At 61.5% G+C, this 20,233-nt stretch carries 17 protein-coding genes; 7 read left to right on the top strand and 10 right to left on the bottom strand.

Annotated elements, in window-relative coordinates:
* Positions 1 to 3: 3 nt before the first annotated feature.
* The 5 genes from IE095_RS11365 to pyrH form a co-directional block, all read right to left on the bottom strand.
* Positions 4 to 906: a phosphatidate cytidylyltransferase gene (locus IE095_RS11365; RefSeq protein ID WP_189411776.1), complete on the bottom strand. Its 903-nt coding sequence runs from the start codon at positions 904 to 906 to the stop codon at positions 4 to 6.
* A complete protein-coding gene (gene uppS, locus IE095_RS11360) occupies positions 903 to 1,658 on the bottom strand; it encodes a polyprenyl diphosphate synthase (protein ID WP_189411775.1) in 756 nt (251 codons plus the stop codon). Before uppS ends, IE095_RS11365 begins: the two co-directional genes overlap by 4 nt.
* 106 nt (positions 1,659 to 1,764) lie before the next feature.
* Positions 1,765 to 2,325, bottom strand: coding sequence for a ribosome recycling factor (gene frr / locus IE095_RS11355; RefSeq protein ID WP_189411774.1), 561 nt, complete (start codon positions 2,323 to 2,325; stop codon positions 1,765 to 1,767).
* A gap of 216 nt (positions 2,326 to 2,541) precedes the next feature.
* A complete protein-coding gene (locus tag IE095_RS11350; RefSeq protein WP_189411773.1) occupies positions 2,542 to 3,378 on the bottom strand; it encodes a hypothetical protein in 837 nt (278 codons plus the stop codon).
* Positions 3,375 to 4,100 (bottom strand): UMP kinase, encoded by a 726-nt coding sequence (gene pyrH, locus IE095_RS11345; protein ID WP_189411772.1) that lies wholly within the window; start codon positions 4,098 to 4,100, stop codon positions 3,375 to 3,377. The genes IE095_RS11350 and pyrH overlap by 4 nt, the downstream gene beginning before the upstream one ends.
* 79 nt (positions 4,101 to 4,179) lie before the next feature.
* Here pyrH and miaA point away from each other — a divergent pair, with 79 nt between their 5' ends.
* From miaA to IE095_RS11315, 6 genes are all read left to right on the top strand, one after another.
* Complete coding sequence (miaA, locus tag IE095_RS11340; RefSeq protein ID WP_229804730.1) at positions 4,180 to 5,022, top strand: tRNA (adenosine(37)-N6)-dimethylallyltransferase MiaA; 843 nt, start codon at positions 4,180 to 4,182, stop codon at positions 5,020 to 5,022.
* A gap of 137 nt (positions 5,023 to 5,159) precedes the next feature.
* A complete protein-coding gene (locus IE095_RS11335) occupies positions 5,160 to 5,966 on the top strand; it encodes an AraC family transcriptional regulator (RefSeq protein WP_229804729.1) in 807 nt (268 codons plus the stop codon).
* 221 nt (positions 5,967 to 6,187) lie between these two features.
* The gene (locus IE095_RS11330) at positions 6,188 to 7,822 is read left to right on the top strand and encodes an ABC transporter substrate-binding protein (RefSeq protein WP_189411770.1); all 1,635 of its coding nucleotides are present in this window, start codon (positions 6,188 to 6,190) and stop codon (positions 7,820 to 7,822) included.
* A gap of 105 nt (positions 7,823 to 7,927) precedes the next feature.
* Complete coding sequence (locus IE095_RS11325; protein WP_189411769.1) at positions 7,928 to 8,995, top strand: ABC transporter permease; 1,068 nt, start codon at positions 7,928 to 7,930, stop codon at positions 8,993 to 8,995.
* A gap of 7 nt (positions 8,996 to 9,002) precedes the next feature.
* Positions 9,003 to 10,205: an ABC transporter permease gene (locus IE095_RS11320; RefSeq protein WP_189411879.1), complete on the top strand. Its 1,203-nt coding sequence runs from the start codon at positions 9,003 to 9,005 to the stop codon at positions 10,203 to 10,205.
* Between the two features lie 25 nt (positions 10,206 to 10,230).
* Positions 10,231 to 12,303 carry a dipeptide ABC transporter ATP-binding protein gene (locus IE095_RS11315; protein ID WP_189411768.1) on the top strand — a complete coding sequence of 691 codons (2,073 nt, stop codon included), beginning with the start codon at positions 10,231 to 10,233 and terminating at the stop codon, positions 12,301 to 12,303.
* Between the two features lie 67 nt (positions 12,304 to 12,370).
* Here IE095_RS11315 and IE095_RS11310 read toward each other — a convergent pair whose 3' ends face one another.
* From IE095_RS11310 to IE095_RS11295, 4 genes are all read right to left on the bottom strand, one after another.
* A complete protein-coding gene (locus tag IE095_RS11310) occupies positions 12,371 to 12,724 on the bottom strand; it encodes a roadblock/LC7 domain-containing protein (RefSeq protein WP_189411767.1) in 354 nt (117 codons plus the stop codon).
* Between the two features lie 583 nt (positions 12,725 to 13,307).
* A complete protein-coding gene (gene der, locus IE095_RS11305; protein WP_189411766.1) occupies positions 13,308 to 14,768 on the bottom strand; it encodes a ribosome biogenesis GTPase Der in 1,461 nt (486 codons plus the stop codon).
* A gap of 46 nt (positions 14,769 to 14,814) precedes the next feature.
* The gene (locus IE095_RS11300) at positions 14,815 to 16,155 is read right to left on the bottom strand and encodes a PQQ-like beta-propeller repeat protein (protein ID WP_189411765.1); all 1,341 of its coding nucleotides are present in this window, start codon (positions 16,153 to 16,155) and stop codon (positions 14,815 to 14,817) included.
* On the bottom strand, positions 16,152 to 16,829 hold the full coding sequence (locus tag IE095_RS11295) for a tetratricopeptide repeat protein (RefSeq protein ID WP_189411764.1): 678 nt from the start codon (positions 16,827 to 16,829) through the stop codon (positions 16,152 to 16,154). The genes IE095_RS11300 and IE095_RS11295 overlap by 4 nt, the downstream gene beginning before the upstream one ends.
* A 140-nt stretch (positions 16,830 to 16,969) precedes the next feature.
* On the opposite strand from IE095_RS11295, the gene IE095_RS11290 reads away from it, so the two are divergent.
* The gene (locus IE095_RS11290) at positions 16,970 to 18,229 is read left to right on the top strand and encodes a calcium-binding protein (RefSeq protein ID WP_189411763.1); all 1,260 of its coding nucleotides are present in this window, start codon (positions 16,970 to 16,972) and stop codon (positions 18,227 to 18,229) included.
* Between the two features lie 96 nt (positions 18,230 to 18,325).
* Here the strand turns inward: IE095_RS11290 and IE095_RS11285 are convergent, their stop codons facing one another.
* Positions 18,326 to 20,149 (bottom strand): ABCB family ABC transporter ATP-binding protein/permease, encoded by a 1,824-nt coding sequence (locus IE095_RS11285; RefSeq protein ID WP_189411762.1) that lies wholly within the window; start codon positions 20,147 to 20,149, stop codon positions 18,326 to 18,328.
* Positions 20,150 to 20,233 lie beyond the last annotated feature (84 nt).

The following is a 20,233-nucleotide window of genomic DNA, read 5'->3' as shown; positions in this document are numbered from 1 at the left end:
GGATCAGGGCTGAATACGCGGGCCGAACAACTCGGGTTCGGACGGAACGCTGTCTTCCAGCGGGATTTCAAAGCGGATCAGACCCTGATCCAAGTCCGGCTCGGCCAAGGGCAGCGGCAAGGCCGGAAAGAAATGCAGCAGCAAAAACAGCGCCAAGGCCGCCCCGGTCAGCGCATCAAACCGATCCATCACCCCGCCGTGGCCGGGGATCAAATTGGAACTGTCCTTCACGCCCGCCTGCCGCTTTAGCCAGCTTTCGCCGATATCCCCCATTTGACCAGCCAAAGCCAGCAACGCCGAAACCCAGACCAGCCCCCAAGGTGCCCCGCCCCAAGTCACAAAACCAAGACCCACCAGCCCGGCCCCAATCCAGCCAGCAACAGTGCCCGACCAGGTTTTCTTTGGGCTTATCGCCGGCCAGAACTTCGGCCCGCCCAACAAACGCCCGGCAAAATAGCCCAAGACATCCGAGGCGATGACCACCCCGATCAGCCACAGCAGGGCAGGCGTCCCCTGCTTATGCTGCAACAGACAAAGCTGCATCGCGGCCAGCATGATCGCCAGAATCGCCAGCGTGGCAGGCACCCGCTGCCGACGGTCAGTTCCCAGAAAGCCCACAGCGATCACGCCGATCAGGGCCACGTCAATCGGCGCAGAAAAACCAACAGCCCCGAACAAGCAAATGGCAGCCATCAGCGCCAGCCCCGGCGCCTGCACCAATTCGCCGTCAGGCGCCGTCATCCGATCCAGCTCCCAAGCCATCAACCCAACCAGCCCAGCCACCATCAAGATGAACCATAGCCCACCCGTCCAGATGTCCACGGCAGCAATAGCCACCAGCACCACAGCCGAAACCAGCCGCCGCCCCAGATCGGACCAGCGCCCCTTCGCCACTTGTTCGGTCATGCCCCCATCACCCCGCCAAACCGTCTTTCGCGTCCGCCGAACTGCCCCACAATCCGCGCCAGCTCATCGCGGGTGAAATCGGGCCAAAGGATCGGCGTGAATTCATATTCGGCATAGGCCGATTGCCAAGGCAGAAAGTTCGAGGTCCGCGTCTCGCCGCTGGTCCTTATGACGAGATCCGGATCCGGCAGACCCGCCGTGTCCAGCCGCGCTTCCAGCGCCGCCTGATCCACCTGATCAGCCGCAATCAGACCCGCCGCCACATCCTGCGCCAGCCGTTTGGCGGCCCGCGCCAATTCATCCCGCCCGCCATAGTTGATCGCCACCGTCAGGTTCAGACGGCTCAACCCCGAAGTGCGCTGTTCAATCCCCGCCATCAGCCGCTGCAACTTCGGGTCCAGCCGCGAACGGTCGCCGATAAAGCGCATCCGCACCCCTTCGGCTGCCAGCCGGTCCGCCTCACGCTCAATGTAGCGGGCAAAGATCGACATCAGGCCCAGCACTTCTTCGGTCGAACGCTTCCAGTTTTCCGTCGAAAACGCATAGATCGTCAGCCAGCGGATCCCCAGATCCGGTGCGCAGCGCACGATTTCCTTGACCCGTTCCGCCCCTTTGCGATGCCCCACCAGACGCGGCCAGCCCTTGTTGACCGCCCAGCGCCCATTGCCATCCATGATGATGGCCACATGGTCAACACTGCGCTCTGGCCTGTCGCCTGTCTGATCCTGCCTGCCCAAGAAAGCCCGCCTCATTGTTGCCCGACCAATCCGGGCCTTTCGTCTATCGCATGAATTCGCAAAATAACCGCAGAAAATCTTGCGCCCCCGACCTTGGGCCGAGGGCCGCCGATTTCAGGTTCTAGACCTGCATGATTTCGGCCTGTTTCGATTCCAAAGCCTTGTCGACCGCCGCAATCGCCTTGTCGGTCAGTTCCTGCACCTCTTCCGACCACATCTTCTGATCGTCCTCGCCCATGCCCTTGGCCTTTTTAATCTGATCCATCCCATCGCGGCGGACGTTGCGGATCGCGACCTTGGCGCTTTCGGCATATTGTGCCGCCACCTTGGAAAGTTCGCGACGGCGTTCTTCGTTCAATTCAGGGATCGGCAGGCGGATCAGCGGCCCATCGGTCACCGGGTTGATCCCGATGCCGCTTTCGCGGATCGCCTTTTCAACCTTGCCGATCATGCCCTTGTCCCAGACATTGATCACGACCATCCGCGGCTCGGGCACATTCACCGTTCCCAGCTGGTTGACCGGCGTCATCTGGCCATAGGCGTCCACCTGTATGGCATCCAGCAACGAGGCCGACGCGCGCCCCGTGCGCAGGCTGCTGAACTCCACCTTCAACGCATTCATCGCCCCGTCCATCCGCCGTTGCAGCGCGTCGGTGTCAATTTCGATGTCTTCATGGGCCATGATTATGCCGCCCCTTTTGCTGTTGTCCGTTTGGGGCCCGAGGACCCGTTCGCGCCTCTATAGCAGGCCCGGCGATTTCCGCAAACGTGGCCTTAAGGCACCTTCGCATGAACCTTTGTATTACCCCTCTCCCAAGACGCAGAAGAATCTGAGGCGCTTCTTCTATTGTAGACGAAGTGAGCCGTTGGCTATGGAAGCGGGTCCTTGCGCCACAAGCTACGTGTTCCGCCGATAATGACACAAAGGCGGTCGTGGTGTGCCCATCTCCGTTGCTGTCATGTTTTCGTACCACCCCGCACCTATGGCAATGAATGTAACCTCAGCCCACATCCATTCATTGGCTGGCACAAAGCCCAGTTGTGCGACTTTTTGCCTTCGCAAAAGCTCCGCGCTGTGCGCATCATTCAGCACATAACGATCATCATCACCGCATTCTCGTTCGGCGCCGACTTTGCGGATCATCGGGCCAAAGACGAAAGCAAGCGTTTGATGGCTGCGCTGGATATCTTGAATATGTGGGATTTGCGCACAGTTGCCTGTAACCACCTGAAAACCCGGGAAAATATGAAGCGGGTCTGTCCCATATGCCGTAAGGTCACCGGCGACCATGGCCGAGGCCACGAAACGCAAATAATCGAGATAACCCGCACCTTTAGCACCGCCCTTGAATTTGTCGAATGCTTCAATTGGCTCAAGCAGAAAGCACCCGTGATCGCCGTCAGCTACAAAAGCATCAACGGCAGAGGTTATAGCCACTATCTCGGGCGAGGTCGTCTTGTAGCGACTTGGAATGTCTGGCAGGCGGATGGTGCAAAGTTCTTCCGAAAGAACAACGTAGGCACCCTCTTGATTTGCAGCGCCATCCAGCAAAGCCGTGGTTGTCAAGGCGTCGATGTCCGCTTCCGCGAACCCCGCTTCCACCGCCGCAGCACGGCTGTCTGCGCCAAACGTGCAACCTTGCCCTCCCATAAACTCCAACAATTCGGCCTGGTCAGCAGCAACGGGACTGGTTGTCAAAACCAGTAGTGGAATCAGAGCAAAGCCGATTTTCATCCGTGAACCCGTGTATAAGTCCCCTGCCCCGCCAGAATGCCCCGGAAGCCGCCGGGTTCATCCAAGCTGAACACAATAATCGGCAGCGAATTGTCCCGTGCCAAGGCAATCGCGCTGGCATCCATCACGCCCAGGTTCCTTTGCAGAACCTCGTCATAGCTCACCAGATCATAGCGTTTCGCATCGGCGTGTTTCTTGGGATCCTTGTCATAGACCCCATCCACCTTGGTCCCTTTAAAGATCGCCTGACAGGTCATTTCATTGGCCCGCAGCGTTGCTGCCGTATCGGTGGTGAAATAGGGGTTTCCCGTCCCTGCCGCAAAGATGCAAACCCGCTTTTTCTCCAGATGTCGCACAGCCCGGCGGCGGATATAGGGTTCGCAGACCTGATCCATCGGGATCGCCGAAATCACCCGAGTAAAGACCCCGATCTGTTCCAGCGCCGATTGCATAGCCAAGGCGTTCATCACCGTCGCCAGCATCCCCATATAGTCTGCCGTCGTCCGTTCCATCCCCTGGGCAGACCCCGCCAACCCGCGAAAGATGTTCCCCCCGCCAATCACCATGCAGATTTCCACGCCCAGATCGCGCACTGACTTTACCTCTTGCGCGATGCGCTGAACGGTCGGCGGATGCAGGCCATAGCCTTGGTCGCCCATCAGCGCCTCGCCCGAGATTTTCAGCATGACACGGCTGTAGGTTGTGGCGGGGGCTTGGCTCATGGGGATTTCCTTTTTGGCGCTCTGGCGGCTTGGCGCAAAATGTCGGAAAACCGGGGCAGGATCAACCGGGAACCCAGTGATGCGTCAAGATCATGTCCTGATCGCCGGGCCAACCGCCAGCGGCAAATCGGCGCTGGCGATGGATATGGCGCGGGATGGCGGGATCATCGTCAATGCCGATGCCTTGCAGGTCTATGATTGCTGGCAGATCTTGTCGGCCCGGCCGACGGATGCAGAGATGGCTTCCCATCCCCACGCCCTTTACGGCCATGTGGCGCGCGGTCAGCCCTATTCCGTCGGCCATTGGCTGCGGCAGGTGACCGACCTGCTGGCCAGCGGCGAAAGGCTGATCATCGTCGGCGGCACCGGGCTATATCTGTCGGCCCTGACCGAAGGTCTGGCCGATATCCCCCCCATCCCGCCCGAGGTCCGCGCCGAGGCTGACACCTTGGATGCCGCCACCATGTTGACAGCACTGGACGCCGAAACAGCCAGCCGGATTGACCAGCAGAACCCCGCGCGTATCAAACGGGCGTGGGAGGTTTGGCGCGCAACCGGGCGGCCCCTGTCGTCTTGGCAGGACGAAACACCCCCCCCCGTCCTGCCCCTTTCCGCGACCGCCCGCGCCGTGGTGCTGACATCCGACCGCGATTGGCTGGCCGCGCGAATCGATTCGCGCTTTCTGGCGATGCTTCAGGGTGGGGCCTTGGACGAAGCCCGCGCCAATCTGCCCTTTTGGGAAGCCGCAGCCCCCTGGGCCCAGGCCATCGGCGCGCCGGAACTGGTCGCCCATCTGCGCGGCGAAATGACGCTGGAAGAAGCCACATCTTGTGCCCAAGCCGCCAGCCGACAATATGCCAAGCGTCAGCGCACATGGTTTCGCAGCCGGATGAAGGCTTGGGAGCGGCTGCACCTAACCTGACCCTGTGGCCAATCTGCGCCGGTCCACGACCCCATATTCCAGATAGTGCTTGTCTTCCAATCGGATGCCCGGCACCCTTCCCACAAAATAATAATCAGGCGTGCCGGTCTAAAACGAACAGGTACGGAGCAGAGACGATGGCCATGATCGAACCAGTAGCCCCCTCACGGCTGCGGCTGGTGGCTATTCCAAGGATGGCCGCTGGCGGACGCTGGCGGACCGAAGCGATGCGCGCGGTGAATGAACCGCTTCTCCTTTGGTTCACCAAGGGTCAGGGCCGCATCACCATTGCGGGCAACACGCGCGGCTATACGGCCAACAACGCGATCTTCATCCCGCCCGGCGTCATGCACGGTTTTGAGGCCGGGCCTTCCGTCTTTGGTACCGCCGTCTATTTCGGGCGTGATACCGATGTGACCCTGCCCCATCAGGCGCACCACCTGCGCATCCGGGAAACCTTTCCCCAGCAGGAACTGAACGTCATGCTGGACACCATTCAGCGCGAATTGGACAGTTCCGCCCCCGGCCATGACCGCGCCGCGCGCCATCATCTTGGCCTGCTGGGCGTCTGGCTGGAGCGCCAGATCGCCAAACAACCGCCCGAGGCTCCGGCGAAAACCGACGCCTCAAAACGCCTTGTCGCCCGCTATACGGCGCTGTTGGAACGCGAGTTCCGTTCCGGAATGGGCGTGGCCGACTTTGCCGAAGCCTTGGGTGTGACGGCCACGCATCTGACGCGCTGCTGCAATCAGGCCTGCGGCAAATCGGCCCATGCCATCCTGCAAGACCGCCGGATTTTTGAGGCGCGCAAGCTTTTGTCCGAAACCCGCGTGCCGGTTTCCCGCATCGCGCAGGAACTGGGCTTTACCTCAGCCGCCTATTTCACGCGGGCCTTCCAACATGTGACAGGCGCCTCACCCACCGGGTTCCGCCGGGCGGGCTGACCACCGCAAAGCGTGCAGGCATCGGCCCGTAAATCGAGGCCGATGTCGCAATTTTGTTCCAAACCGTCGAAACGCGACGTTGACGCTTGGGCAAAAACCATGCCGAATGGGCATAAGCTCAGGGCCGCTGCTTGGCCTTGGCGGCTGTCACAAAAATTGCGTCACAGTCCCGGACAACGGGCGACCGCACGCACCAAGCATGCCACGTCAGGGAGACGACAATGACCAAGATTTTCTCACGCGAAGGCCGGATTCACCCCGCCGCCCGCCTATATGCCCAAGAACTGCAAGCCGGCCATCTGAGCCGCCGGGAATTTCTAACCCGCGCCACGGCAATGGGCGTCAGCGCCACCGCCGCCTATGGCTTGATGGGGGCCGTGGCTCCGGTGATGGCACAAGAGGCCAAACAGGGCGGTATCCTGCGCATGGCGATGGAGACGAAGGCGCTGAAAGATCCGCGCCTGTCGGACTGGCCGCAGATCGCCAATGTCTATCGCGGCTGGCTGGAATATCTGATCCAGTACAATGCCGATGGCACGTTCGAAGGCCGCCTGCTGGAAGGCTGGACGGTGAATGACGACGCCACGGAATATGTTCTGAACGTCCGTCAGGGCGTGAAATGGAACAACGGTGAGGATTTCACCGCCGAGGATGTGGCCCGCAACTTTGCCCGCTGGTGCGATGGCAATGTCGAGGGCAACGCCATGGCTTCGCGCTTCCCCGGCCTGACCAACCCCGACACCAAGACGATCCGCGATGGCGCTGTGACCGTGGTCGATGCCAACACTGTGAAACTGTCGCTCTCGGCCCCCGACATCGCCATTGTGCCGAACCTGGCCGACTATCCGGCGGCTGTCGTCCATTCCAGCCTTGCCGATGGGGCCGATCCTTCGACCGCACCGGTTGGCACCGGGCCCTATCTGCCCGGCGAAATCTCGGTCGGGCAAAAGATGACCTTGGTGCGCAATGCGGACCACACTTGGTGGGGCGGCACGGCCCCCTTGGACGAAATCCACTACATCGACTTTGGCACCGACCCTTCGGCGATGGTCGCACTGGCCGGGGCCGAAGAGATCGACGTGAACTATGAATCGGTCGGCGAATTCATCGAAATCCTTGACGGCATGGGCTGGAAAAAGATTGAGGCGGTGACGGCCAACACGCTGGTCGTGCGCTTCAACTGGACCTCGGACCTGTATAAAGAGGCTTCGGTGCGCCGCGCGCTTCAGGCTGCGGTGGACAACAAGATCGTGCTTGAACTGGGTTACAACAACAACGGTTCCGTGGCTGAAAACCACCATGCCTGCCCGGTTCACCCGGAATATCCGACCCTGCCACCGCAGGTTGTCGATCCGTCGCTGGCCAAGCCGGCGCTGGAAGCCGCCGGTCTGGCCGATGCCGAATTCGAACTCATCTCGCTGGACGACGCGTTCGAGGCGGCGACTTGCGACAGCATCGCGGCACAGATGCGCGACGCGGGCGTGAATATCAAACGGACCATCCTGCCGGGGGCCACCTTCTGGAACGACTGGATGAAATACCCGTTCTCGGCCACCACATGGAACCACCGCCCCTTGGCCGTGCAGAATATGTCGCTGGCCTATACCTCGACAGGTTCGTGGAACGAATCGGCGATGTCGAACGCCGAATTCGATGCGCTGATGACCCAAGCCCTCTCGATCGCCGATGCCGACAAACGGCGTGAGTTGACGGGCCAGATGTGCAAAATCCTGCAAGACGAAGGCGTGATGATCCAGCCCTATTGGCGGTCGCTGTTCCGTCACGCTCGCGAAGGCGTGGTGATGGATATGCACCCGTCCTTTGAACATCACCATTACAAATGGTCGCTGGCCTGATCGACATTGTGCCGCGCGACCCTGTGGCGCGCGGCATGATCCAGCCATGCCCCGCCAGATCGCCCTGATGCCTGACAATCTGCCCTTCACAAAGGGGGCCGCGCCATGATGCGTTTTCTGCTGCGACGACTGGGCGTGATGGCCCTGACCGCCTTGGCGCTGACCTTTGTGGTCTTTGCCCTGACCAACCTGCCGCCCAATCTGGAAAAGCTCGCCCGGTCCGAAGGGTCGGTGCGGATGACCGACGAATCCGTTCTGGCTTGGCTCGAACAGAACGGCCATGCCCGCCCCTTGGTCGTGCGCTATGGCGAATGGCTGGGCGTTGCCCCCGGCTGGACCCATACCGATGACAAGGGCGTCACGCGCGGGCGCTGCGTCGAACAGGGCAGCACCTATTGTGGGCTTCTACAGGGCAACTGGGGCTTTTCCACCGTTTTCAAACAGCCCGTCGCCACCGTTCTGGAGGAAAAACTGGCGGCGACCGGCTGGTTGATGCTTTGGGTGATGATTGTCATGGTGCCCATTTCGCTGCTGATCGGCGTTCTGGCCGGGATGCGCGAAGGCTCCCGCACCGACCGCGCCCTTTCCACCGTCGCCATCGCCAGTTCCGCCACGCCGGAATATGTCTCGGGTGTCTTGCTCATCGCCTTTCTGGGCACGGCGGGCGCGGGGCTTTCGGCCTTGGCCAAGGATTGGGGGCTCATCTCCAGCGGCGCGCTGCTGAAGGGCACGTCCGTCAGCGCGATGGACGCGATCACCTTTGAAAACTTTGCCCTGCCCGTTGCCACAGTGGCACTTTACGGCATCGGCTATATCGCCCGCATGACCCGCGCCTCAATGGCCGAGGTGATGACGGCGCAATACATTCGCACCGCGCGGCTGAAAGGCCTGCCCTTCCGCGCTGTCGTGCTGCGCCATGCGTTGCGCAACGCCCTGATCGCACCCTTTACCGTGATCATGTTGCAATTCCCTTGGCTCTTGAACGGAGTCGTCATCACCGAAACCCTGTTCAACTACAAAGGCTTTGGCTGGACGCTGGTGCAGGCCGCTGGGAACAACGACATCCCCCTGCTTTTGGGCTGTTCGGTCGCCGCCGTTCTGGTCGTGCTGATCACGCAGATGCTGTCCGATCTGGGCTATGCCCTCCTTAACCCCCGTATCCGGCTGTCGTGAGGGCATGATGGAACCTTTGACCGCCCTGCAAATCACCACCCGCATCGTGATCCAGCTTTGGCCGGTCTGGGCCGCCTTGGCCCTGCAACTTGGCCTGTCCTTTGCCATGCAGCGCCGCCTTGGACTTTACGGTCGCCTGTTCCGCAGCCCGATGGGCATTTCCGGCCTGATCCTGGTCATGATCTGGGTCTATGCCGCAATCTTTGCCCCGCTGATCATCACACATGACCCGCTGACGCAGCTGTCAGGCATGAAACATGCCCTGCCCGGCAGCCCGCTCAAAGCACCCGAGGGGCTTTATCCCTATTACATCTTGGGCGGTGATCATCTGGCGCGCGACATTTTTTCCCGCGTGGTTATGGGAGCGCGCGATGTCTTAACCATCGCCCCCGCTGCCACGCTTGTCGCTTTCATGACCGGCATCACCCTTGGCCTGCCCGCCGGGTATTTCGGCGGCAAGCTCGACACCTTCCTGTCGTTTCTGGCGAACCTTGTGCTGGCCTTCCCCGTGATCCTGCTGTTCTACCTGCTCGTCACGCCAGAAATTCAGGTCACCGGCCCGGAAATCCCGCTGTGGATGGGCAAGGTCTGGCGCGCCTCGATCCCCAATGTCATGGCCGCCGTCTTGTTCCTGTTCCCGGTGATCTTTCTGGCGATCCTTTGGAACAGCCGTTTCCACACCGATCCCAAACGCCGCAACATCTATCTGGCCATCACCCTGACCCTCGGCCTGTGGGCTTGGTCTGGCCTTGCCCTCAATGCCGACCCGCTGGGCGTCTGGGCGATGAAGCCCAATCTGCTGAACGTCTTTGTCGCGGTCGTCTTTGTGTCTGCCCCCACCGTGTTCCGCATCGTGCGCGGCATCACCTTGGACCTTCGCGCGCGGGACTATATCGCCGCCAGCCAGACCCGCGGCGAAAGCCCGTGGTATATCATGCTGTGGGAAATCCTGCCCAATGCCCGTGGCCCGCTGATCGTCGATTTCTGCCTAAGGATCGGTTACACCACCATCCTGCTGGGCACTTTGGGCTTCTTTGGTCTGGGCGTTTCGCCGGAAAGCCCAGACTGGGGTTCCACCATCAACGCGGGCCGCAAGCTGCTGTCCACCTTCCCCCACGCCGCCGTTGTTCCCGCCGCTGCGCTGATGTCGCTGGTCCTTGGCCTGAACCTGCTGGCCGATGCCCTGCGTGAAGAAAGCCTTAAGGATTGACCTCTTGCCCGAAAAGGCACCCGCCATGACCGAATGGACACCCGACCAACCGCTGCTAGAGATCGAGAACCTTTCGATCACCTTCTTCACCCGTTCCCGTGAAATTCCGGCGGTGATGGATTTTTCCTGCAAGGTCATGCCCGGTGAGGCGATGGGCCTTGTCGGCGAATCCGGTTGCGGCAAATCCACCGTCGCCTTGGCTGTGATGCGGGAACTGGGCAAGACCGGCCGCATCACGGGCGGGCGGATCCTGTTCAAGGGGCGTGATCTGGTCACCCTGCCCTACCGCGAATTGTCAAAGATCCGCGGGTCGCAAATCGCCATGATCTATCAGGAACCCATGGCCAGCCTGAACCCCGCCATGCGGATCGGCGCGCAATTGGCCGAGGTGCCGATGCTGCACGAGGGCACCTCCAAGGCCGACGCCATGGCCCGTGCCCGCCAGATGGTCGCCGATGTCCGCCTGCCCGACCCGGATCGCATTCTGAATTCCTATCCCCACCAGCTTTCCGGCGGCCAGCAGCAGCGCATCGTCATTGCGATGGCGCTGATGTCGAAACCCTCGCTTCTGATCCTGGATGAGCCCACCACCGCGCTGGATGTGACGGTCGAGGCTGGCATCGTCGATCTGGTCCGCGATCTGGCCGACAAGCATGGCACGGCGCTTTTGTTCATCTCGCACAACCTTGGGCTTGTGCTGGATGTCTGCGACCGCATCGCCGTGATGTATTCTGGCGAAGCGGTCGAAACCGGGCCGATTGCCGAAGTGTTCGACCACATGCGGCACCCCTATACCCAAGCCCTCTTCCGCGCCATTCCCCTGCCCGGCGCTGACAAGACCACGCGCCCTTTGGTGCCTATTCCCGGCAACTTCCCCCTACCGCATGAACGGCCCAAGGGCTGCAACTTTGGCCCCCGCTGTTCCTATTTCGTGGCGGGGGTCTGCGATGCGCGGGACATCGCGATGGAAGAGGCCACGCCCGATCATCAAACCCGCTGCCTGCGCCAATGCGAAATCGACTGGTCCCATCCCCCCGCCGCCCCGTCGCGACCCCCCGCCATTCCACCCGGCGAGGTGATCCTGCGGATGGAGGATTTGCAGAAGTATTACGAGGTCGGTGGCGGCGGCATCTTTGGCGGCAATGTCAAAAAGGTGGTCAAAGCCAACGAGACCCTGTCGTTCGAGGCACGGGCGGGGGAAACCTTGGCCATCGTCGGCGAATCCGGCTGCGGGAAATCGACGCTTGCCAAGGTCTTGATGGGGCTTGAAACGGCCACAGCTGGCAAGATCATGCTCTATGATCGCGATATCCAGAACACGCCGATTCAAAAGCGGTCCACCGAGACGGTTTCCGGGGTGCAGATGGTGTTCCAGAACCCGTTCGACACGCTGAACCCCTCGATGACCGTCGGGCGGCAGATCATTCGGGCGTTAGAGATCTTTGGGCAGGGATCCTCCGATGCCGACCGGCACGACCGGATGCTGGAACTGCTGGATCTTGTGAAGCTGCCCCGCGCTTTTGCCGACCGGATGCCGCGCCAGCTTTCGGGCGGGCAGAAGCAGCGGGTGGGTATTGCCCGGGCTTTTGCGGGCGGGGCCAAAGTTGTGGTCGCCGATGAGCCCGTTTCGGCGCTGGATGTGTCGGTTCAGGCGGCTGTCACCGATCTGTTGATGGATATCCAGCGGCAGAACCGCACGACCCTGCTTTTCATCAGCCATGACCTGTCGATCGTCCGCTATCTGTCGGACCGGGTCATGGTCATGTATCTGGGGCACGTCGTGGAGATGGGGACGACCGAGCAGGTCTTTGCCCCACCCTATCACCCCTATACCGAGGCTTTGCTTTCGGCGGTGCCGGTTGCGGATACCCATGTCAAACGCCAGCGCATCGTGTTGGAAGGCGATATCCCCAGCGCCGTCAACCCGCCGCCGGGCTGTCCGTTTCAAACGCGCTGCCGCTGGAAATCGCAGGTATCAGGCGGCCTGTGCGAAACCGTAATGCCGCCAGTACAAACCCTGACGGGCGGTCACCAGATCAAATGTCATCTGCCGTCCCCGGTTCTGGATGGGATGGAGCCGGTGATAAAGGTCAATTGATCCCGCAGAAACAAAAGCGGCGGTGCCTGACACCGCCGCTTTTGTTTGCCCTGTGGAAACTGTGGCGTCAGATTTCCATCCCGGCTTCGATCTGTTTCAGCTTGATCCGCGCCAAGCCCAAGTTCGCTTGTTTCTTGTCCAGAGCCACATAGATGAACACCGAGGGATTTGCCGCCAGCGGACGGATCAGATGGAACTGTTTGCCCAAAGTGATCAGAATGTCCTCGATGACATCGTTCAATTTCAGCGTCTCGATCGCCGAACGTTTCGCCCGCACCACTTGCGCGTTCAGTGCCGAAGCCGCCTCCAGATCCAATTTGCCGCCCCCTTCCGAGGCCAGCATCAAGCCGGTGTCGCTGTCCACCAAGCAAGCCCCGATGAACCCGTCAATCTCACCGATTGCCGCGATATTCGTGCTCATTCCAACTTCCCCTTTACTGTGCCTTGCCGGAATGGCTTTCTGCTTTCCGGCCGTGTTTCTGTTCCGTTTGGGTTTTGGTTTGTCGATTGAACTTCTCCCATCAGTCAAAGGCCTTGGCGGGGGTGGGGAAGAAGGAAATTACCGAGGCTTGGCCAGAATCCCGGCGCATCACCTTCAAGCAGCTTATCCGGAAGTTCGCTGCAAGGACGGTTCCCTGCCACGGTTTGCTGTGGAAAAACGCCCCACGGCCCCCTTGCCATACCATTCCTGCACCGCATCATCCGCCTTCCATTCCCGCCCAAGCTTGCACAATCCATCAGGGCGACGCATGAAGTTATGCACTTCATAGTTGCAATAAACCGCTTGGATTGAGGCGAAATTTTGGCCCCGGTCGGGTCTTATCGCCACGCGCTGCGGCGGAAATTGGACACATTGGCGCAACACTGGGTTGCGTTACGACTTTGGTCGTAGGAGAAATCAAGCGCAGGGGACATTGCTGCCCCTTCGCAAGCGAATGCAGACTAGGCACCCGACTCAGAGCCGGTCACACGGGCGCGAGAAACCGCGATGCAGGCTGCCGGGCCTATTTCTCTAGGTGCTTACGCAAGCGGCTGGGGGCGCCCCAGTTCTTTTTGGCCTTATAGGGGTTCTTGTCCCCCTGCCCCCGCATCGTCACGCGAATGGGCGTGCCCGGCATATCGAAATGGTCACGCAGGCCGTTCACCAGATAGCGGCGATAGCTGTCGGGCATGTCTTCGGGATGGGAACACATGACGACAAAGCCCGGCGGGCGGGTTTTGACTTGGGTCATGTAGCGCAGCTTGATGCGGCGGCCGCCCGGCGCGGGCGGGGGATGGGCCTCGGTCATGGCACCCAACCAGGTGTTCAGGCGGGCGGTGGGGACGCGGATGTTCCAGATAGCATGGGCCCGCAGGATGGCATCATGCAGGCGGTCCAGACCGCGGCCCGTCTTGGCTGACACGGTGACAAGGGGGGCCCCGCGCAGCTGGGGCAGAAGGCGTTCAAAGGCCTCTTTCAAAGCCATCAGTTTTTCCTGCTTTTCGCCCTCTAGGTCCCATTTGTTGACGGCAACCACGACAGCGCGGCCCTCGGTTTCGGCAAAGTCGGCGATGCGCAGGTCTTGCTGTTCAAAGGGGATTTCCGCGTCCAGCAGAACAACGACCACCTCAGCAAAGCGAACGGCGCGGAGGCCATCGGCGACCGACAGCTTTTCCAGCTTTTCCGTGACCTTGGCCTTTTTGCGCATTCCGGCGGTGTCAAAAATGCGGATGGGCGTGCCCTGCCATTGGGCACGAAGGGAAATGGCGTCGCGGGTGATGCCAGCCTCTGGCCCGGTCAGAAGGCGGTCTTCGCCAAGGATCTTGTTGATGAGGGTGGATTTCCCAGCATTGGGGCGACCGATGACGGCGATTTGCAACGGGTGCTTTTCAGTGGGCGCCCAGTCGGCCTCAGTCCCCTCAAGGTCGGCCTCGCCTTCGGCAAGGTCCACGTCAACAAGGGGCGCGTCGGCTTCGGCGCGTTCCTGGAACTCGTCGGCCAGGGGGCGGAGGATGTGGTAAAGGTCTTCCATGCCTTCGCCATGTTCGGCGGAAAGGCGGACGGGTTCGCCAAGGCCCATGGACCAGGCATCCAGCGCCCCGGCATCCCCGGCCTTCCCCTCGGCCTTGTTGACGCCCAGGATGACGCGGGCGGATTTGCGACGAAGGATGTCGGCAAAGACGAGGTCGGTGGAGGTGATGCCCGCACGGCCATCGACAAGGAAAAGGCAGATGTCGGCCATATCGACGGCGCGTTCCGTCAGGCGGCGCATGCGGCCCTGAAGACTGTCGTCGGTGACATCCTCTAGACCCGCCGTGTCAATGACGGTGAAGCGCATATCGAAAAGCTTGGCATCGCCTTCGCGCAGATCGCGGGTGACGCCGGGCTGGTCATCGACAAGGGCCAGCTTTTTGCCGACGAGTCGGTTGAACAGCGTGGATTTGCCGACATTGGGGCGGCCGACGATGGCAAGGGTAAAGGACATGTGGCCTCCGCAAGACAGGAAACGTGGGCCTTATACCAGCTTTGCGCTAGCGGAAAGCGTGAAGTTGACCATTGCCGCCCAGCACGAACAGCATTCCCTGCGCCAAAGCGGGCTGGGATGTGGCCCCGCCGGGGATTTCGGCGGTGGCGACAAGGCTGCCATCGACCGGGCTGAACATGCGCAGAAGACCATCGCCCGAGGCGACGACGATGCGGCCGCCGGCGAGAACAGGGCCGTAATGGGCGGTGATGGCCTTGCGCTTTTTGACCTTTTCCTTGACGAAATAGGGCATTTCGACTGACCAGATCGTGCTACCTGTTGCAGCGTCAAGGCGGACCAGTTTCGCCTCATCATTCACGAGGAACAGCGAACCGCCGACGGGCAGGACGGGGCCAAGGGCGCCTTCATCAGCCTGCCAAAGGACCTCGCCCGAGGCGGTAGACAGCGCATAGGTCTTGCCCGAGGCGTTGCCCGCATAGGTGACATCGCCCATGACGACAGGATCGCCAGTGACATCGGGGATGCCCGCATAGGCGCGGCCACGGCGGTTGCCGGCGATGGTGGTTTTCCAGATCTGGACGCCCGAGCCTTTGAGGGCAGCGACGAGTTCACCCGAGTCGGTGGGCAAAAGAACGGTGGTGTCGGTGATGGCGGGGGAAGACGATCCGACCATACCCGCCGCCCCGGCGGTGGAGGAAAGCGTCCATTTGACGCGGCCGGTTTCGGTGTCGATGGCCCAGCCATAAGAATCACGGCTGACGACATAGACGGTGTTGCCTTCGACCGAAGGGGCACCGGCGACGGTGGCATCCAGATTTTGCCGCCAGAGGATTGCGCCACTGGCCGGATCAAGGGCGATGATCTCGCCATAGCCGGTGGCGGCAAAGATCTTACCCGCACCAAAGGCGAGGCCACCGCCCGAGGTTTCGCTGGCGCGGTCGCTGGCGGGGGTCAAGTCCACCTGCCAAAGCGATTGGCCGCTGGTCGAGGTGGCGGCAAGGGTCGCTGTGGCGTCAAGGGTAAAGACCTTGCCGCCCGCCACGACAGGGGCCGCGCTGATGCGGTTGCGGCGACTGTTGCCCTGACCGATGTTCACGCTGAACACCCGCTGCGGGGCGGCGGACAAGGCACCATGGGGCGAGACATGCCGAACCCCGCCCGCGCGGTGGGTCCAATCGGCATTGGCCACCTGCCCCGGCAGGGAAATCGGCGCGGCCTGATTGGCGATCTGGCCGGTGGTGTCGGTGGGCCGTGGATCGGCCTCGGTCGGGATCGAGGCGGCCAGATCGGCGCGCACATCGAAACGGTCGCCGGGCAGGATCACCTCTTTTTCAGCGCAGGCCCCAAGGGCGAGCAGTGCGATCAGCGAAACGGAAAGCGCCTTCATTCGCTGGCCCCTTCTTGCAGTTCTGCCGGGGCCGGTTCATCCAGAACACCGCCCAAAGCCACAACCATCGCGCCCGCCCGCTGGCGCAGACCGCCCGGCGCGTCGGTCACTTGGGTCAATTCGGTCAACGCGGCAATCGCCTCGGCCGTTTTTCCTTCTTCGGCCAGCATAAGCGCCAGTTGTTCGCGGGCCAAAAGGCTAAACGGTCGGCCCAGCCCCGCCAAAGGCTCCAGCTTGGCCCGGCGATCGGCCAAGGCCAGTTCAGGCTGCAACAGCACCGATTTCAGCAGGGCTAGATCGCGGTAGGTTTCAGGCTGCGTCATGTCGCCCGCCAATGCGTCAAGCGCCGCAACGGCTCCGGCGCGGTCGCCGTCAACATCGGTCGCAGCCAGCAACTTCTGCACCGCCAGCTGCGAACCGTCAGCAGGCACCGCCGCCAAAGCCTTGGCCCGCGCCGCCGCATCGGGGGATTCGATGGCCGTCAGAACGGCATCGCCAAAGGCCTGCGCGCGGCTATCGGCCTGCGACTTCTGCCATTCGTTCCAAGCGGCCCCGCCGACAATCGCCAGCACGACGACCAGACCGATCCAGCCATAGCGGCGGAAACTGGCATAAAGCTTGTCCCGGCGCACCGCTTCGGAGACTTCATCGACAAAACTTTCCGGATTGCTCAAGGCCTGCTCCTCGGGTGCGCATACGACAACCGTCTTACACGCAACGCCAAAGCCTTGCCAAGCCCTGCCCGGTTTGACGGGTCAATGGATCGGCGCTAGGCTTTTGGTCATTATCGGACCATTTTTTCAAGGAGCAGAGAATGTTGATCAAAGCGAAGACAAAAATTGGTGATCCTACGGCCTATACGCTTGCAGTTGGAGAGGACTTGCTTGTCGGGCGCAATGTCGTTTTGCAATCGAATGCCGGCAATGCGGTGCTGGCCAACGGTTTCGGCGATTACGACGTCACTATTCATGGCAAAGTTTCGGCGGCTTGGAATGCGGTCCGCATACTGACGACCGGGGCCTGCACGGTGACCATCGGCGAGGATGGCGCGCTTTTCACGGCCGTCGGCGCGGGTACGGGCCTTGCCCTGTCGAGCAGCAATTCCACGGTTCACAACGCAGGCACAATCTTTTCCGCCTTTATCGGGATCCATATGAATGCCAGCGTCGCGGGTGGGGTGGCGGAATTGACCAACAGCGGCAACATCTTTGGCACAAGCTATGGCGTGCTGGGGGATGCGCTGGCCAAGATGACGGTCACGAATACCGGCAGCATTCAGGGCGGTCTGACAATGCTGGGCGGCACATTGATCGTGCAGAACAGCGGTCAGATCATCGGGCCCGTGAAGATGGGGAATGGCGCTGGCCTGATCGACAACAGCAAGGGTGGAATCACCTTTGGTATCGTCGAGGGCGAGGGCGGGAATGACATTTTCCGCGCTGGCCGTGCGATGGATGATTTCGACGGCGGCGATGGTGTGGACACGATGGATTACCGGGCGGCGACAGGCGCGGTCTGGGTCGATCTGGACACCCCGGCAAACAACAAGGGTTGGGCAAAGGGCGATGTCGTAGCGGGTATCGAGATTCTTGTGGGTTCAGGCCGGGGCGATGATCGTTTGGTCGGCTATCTGAGTGCGAGCACCGATTTGCGGGGGCTGGGCGGGGCCGATACGATTCTGGGCGGGAATGTCGCTGACAGGATTGTGGGGGGCGCCGGGAAAGACCTGCTTTCGGGCTTTTTGGGCGACGATATGTTCATCTACAACAATGTCGGCGAAGGCGGGGACCGGATCAGCGATTTCCAAAGCGCGGGCGTGGCCGAATTTCTGGCTTTTGCGCGGGCGGGGTTCGGGTTCACGGCGGGAGGCATTCTATCGGCGATAAAGCCGGGGGCTTTTCATGAAAGCACGACGAACCGGGCGGGGGATCGGGGGGACCGGTTCATCTGGGAAAGCGATGCGACCAAGCTGTGGTTTGACCGGGATGGATCGGGCGGGCGCTATGCGCCGGTGCTGATCGCCGATTTGCAGGCAGGGGCCACGCTGACGGCGGCGGATATTTTGATTCTGTAGGGGCTAGGCCCCCCACCCCCTCCCCACAGGGGGGAGGGGAACGTGCCAGATGGCGTAGGTTGGCACTTGGATGGTCGAAGGGGATTTGCGGGGGATTTACGCCGCCTCGGCCTCTTCCTCTTCGGCCGATTGGCGGGCCCACATGGCGGCATAGCGTCCGGCCATGGCCAAAAGCTGGTCATGGGTGCCGCGTTCCACCACCTGCCCCGCCTCCATCACCACGATCAGGTCGCTGTCGGCGATGGTCGAAAGGCGGTGGGCGATGGAAATGACGGTGCGGCCCTGCCCCATGTCATGCAGGGATTCCTGAATGTCGCGTTCGGTCTGGGTGTCCAAAGCACTCGTCGCCTCGTCCAGCAGCAGGATCGGCGGGTTTTTCAGCAGGGTGCGGGCGATGCCGACCCGCTGTTTTTCACCGCCCGACAGTTTCAGGCCACGTTCCCCGACGGTGGTGGCATAGCCATCGGGCAGCGAGAGGATAAAGTCGTGGATCTTGGCGGCGCGGGCGGCGGCGTGAACCTCGGCCTCGGTCGCGCCATCACGGCCATAGGCGATGTTGTAATAGATCGTGTCGTTGAACAGGACGGTGTCCTGCGGCACCACGCCGATGGCCTGATGCAGGCTGTGCTGGCTGATCTGGCGGATGTCCTGCCCGTCGATGGTGATCCGGCCGCCGGTCACATCGTAAAAGCGGAACAAAAGCCGCCCGATGGTGGATTTGCCGGAACCCGAATGCCCCACGAGGGCAACGCGCTGGCCTGCGCCGACATCCAAGCTGACGCCTTTCAGGATTTGACGGTCGGCATCATAGGCAAAGCGCACATCCTCCAACCGGATCGCGCCGCCTTGGACGGCGAGTGCGGGGGCGTTCGGGGTATCCACCACCTCCGCCGGTTGGTTCAAAAGGCCAAACATTTCGCCCATATCGACCAAGGCTTGGCGAATTTCGCGGTAGACGGTGCCCAGAAAATTCAAGGGCATGGTGATCTGGATCATATAGGCGTTGACCATGACAAAATCGCCCACGGTCAGGGTTCCGGCCTGCACGCCAAAGGCGGCCATGACCATGACGATGACGAGGCCCGCCGTGATCAGCAGGGCCTGACCAAAGTTCAGGAAGGCCAGCGAATAGCCGGTTTTGACCGCCGCCTTTTCATAGGCCGACATCGCCACGTCATAGCGCGCCGCCTCGCGCCCTTCGGCGCTGAAATATTTGACGGTTTCATAGTTCAGAAGGCTGTCGATGGCCTTTTGGTTGGCGTCGGTGTCTTGATCGTTCATTTCCTTGCGTATTTTCACCCGCCATTCGGTGATGCGGAAGGTGAACATGACGTAAAGCGTGATGGTGACAACGACGACGGCCATGTATTGCCAGCCAAAGACGATCCAGAAGATGGCCGAAACCATCGTCAGTTCCAGCACCAAGGGGCCGATGGACAGAAGCATGAAGCGCAGCAGGAAGTCGACGCCTTTGACGCCGCGTTCGATAATGCGCGACAGCCCGCCGGTCTTGCGGGTGATGTGATAGCGCAGCGAGAGTTTGTGGATGTGGTTGAAGGTTTCCAGCGCCAGCTGCCGCAGGGCGCGCTGGCCGACGCGGACAAAGATCACATCGCGGAGTTCATTGAGCGCCACCGTGCCCAGCCGCGCGAGGCCGTAGGCGACGGTCAGGCCTACCGCGGTCAGCGCCATCATCATGGCGGGCGGCGGGGCATCGCCAGCCAACATGTCAACGGCGGCCTTGTAGAAGAACGGCGTGGCGACCGACACCAGACGGGCAAGCAGCAGCACGGTCAAGGCGGCCACGACACGGCGTTTCACCCAGCCCTGCCCGTCGGGCCAAAGATAGGGGATCACCCGGCGGATGGTTTCCCAGCCGGTGGCGGGCTTGTCATGGGCAGTTTGCGTCAGGTCAGACATGGGATCACGATCTGTTGGGTTGGCTGGAATGCTGGATTGATCTGAAGGGCAGATAGGCCTAGAACGGAACCGTTCAAGACTTCA

This window comes from Neogemmobacter tilapiae (assembly GCF_014652215.1).
GTDB lineage: Bacteria > Pseudomonadota > Alphaproteobacteria > Rhodobacterales > Rhodobacteraceae > Neogemmobacter > Neogemmobacter tilapiae.
Note: the sequence above shows the minus strand (reverse complement) of the source record. Positions and strands in the feature narration are given on the sequence as shown.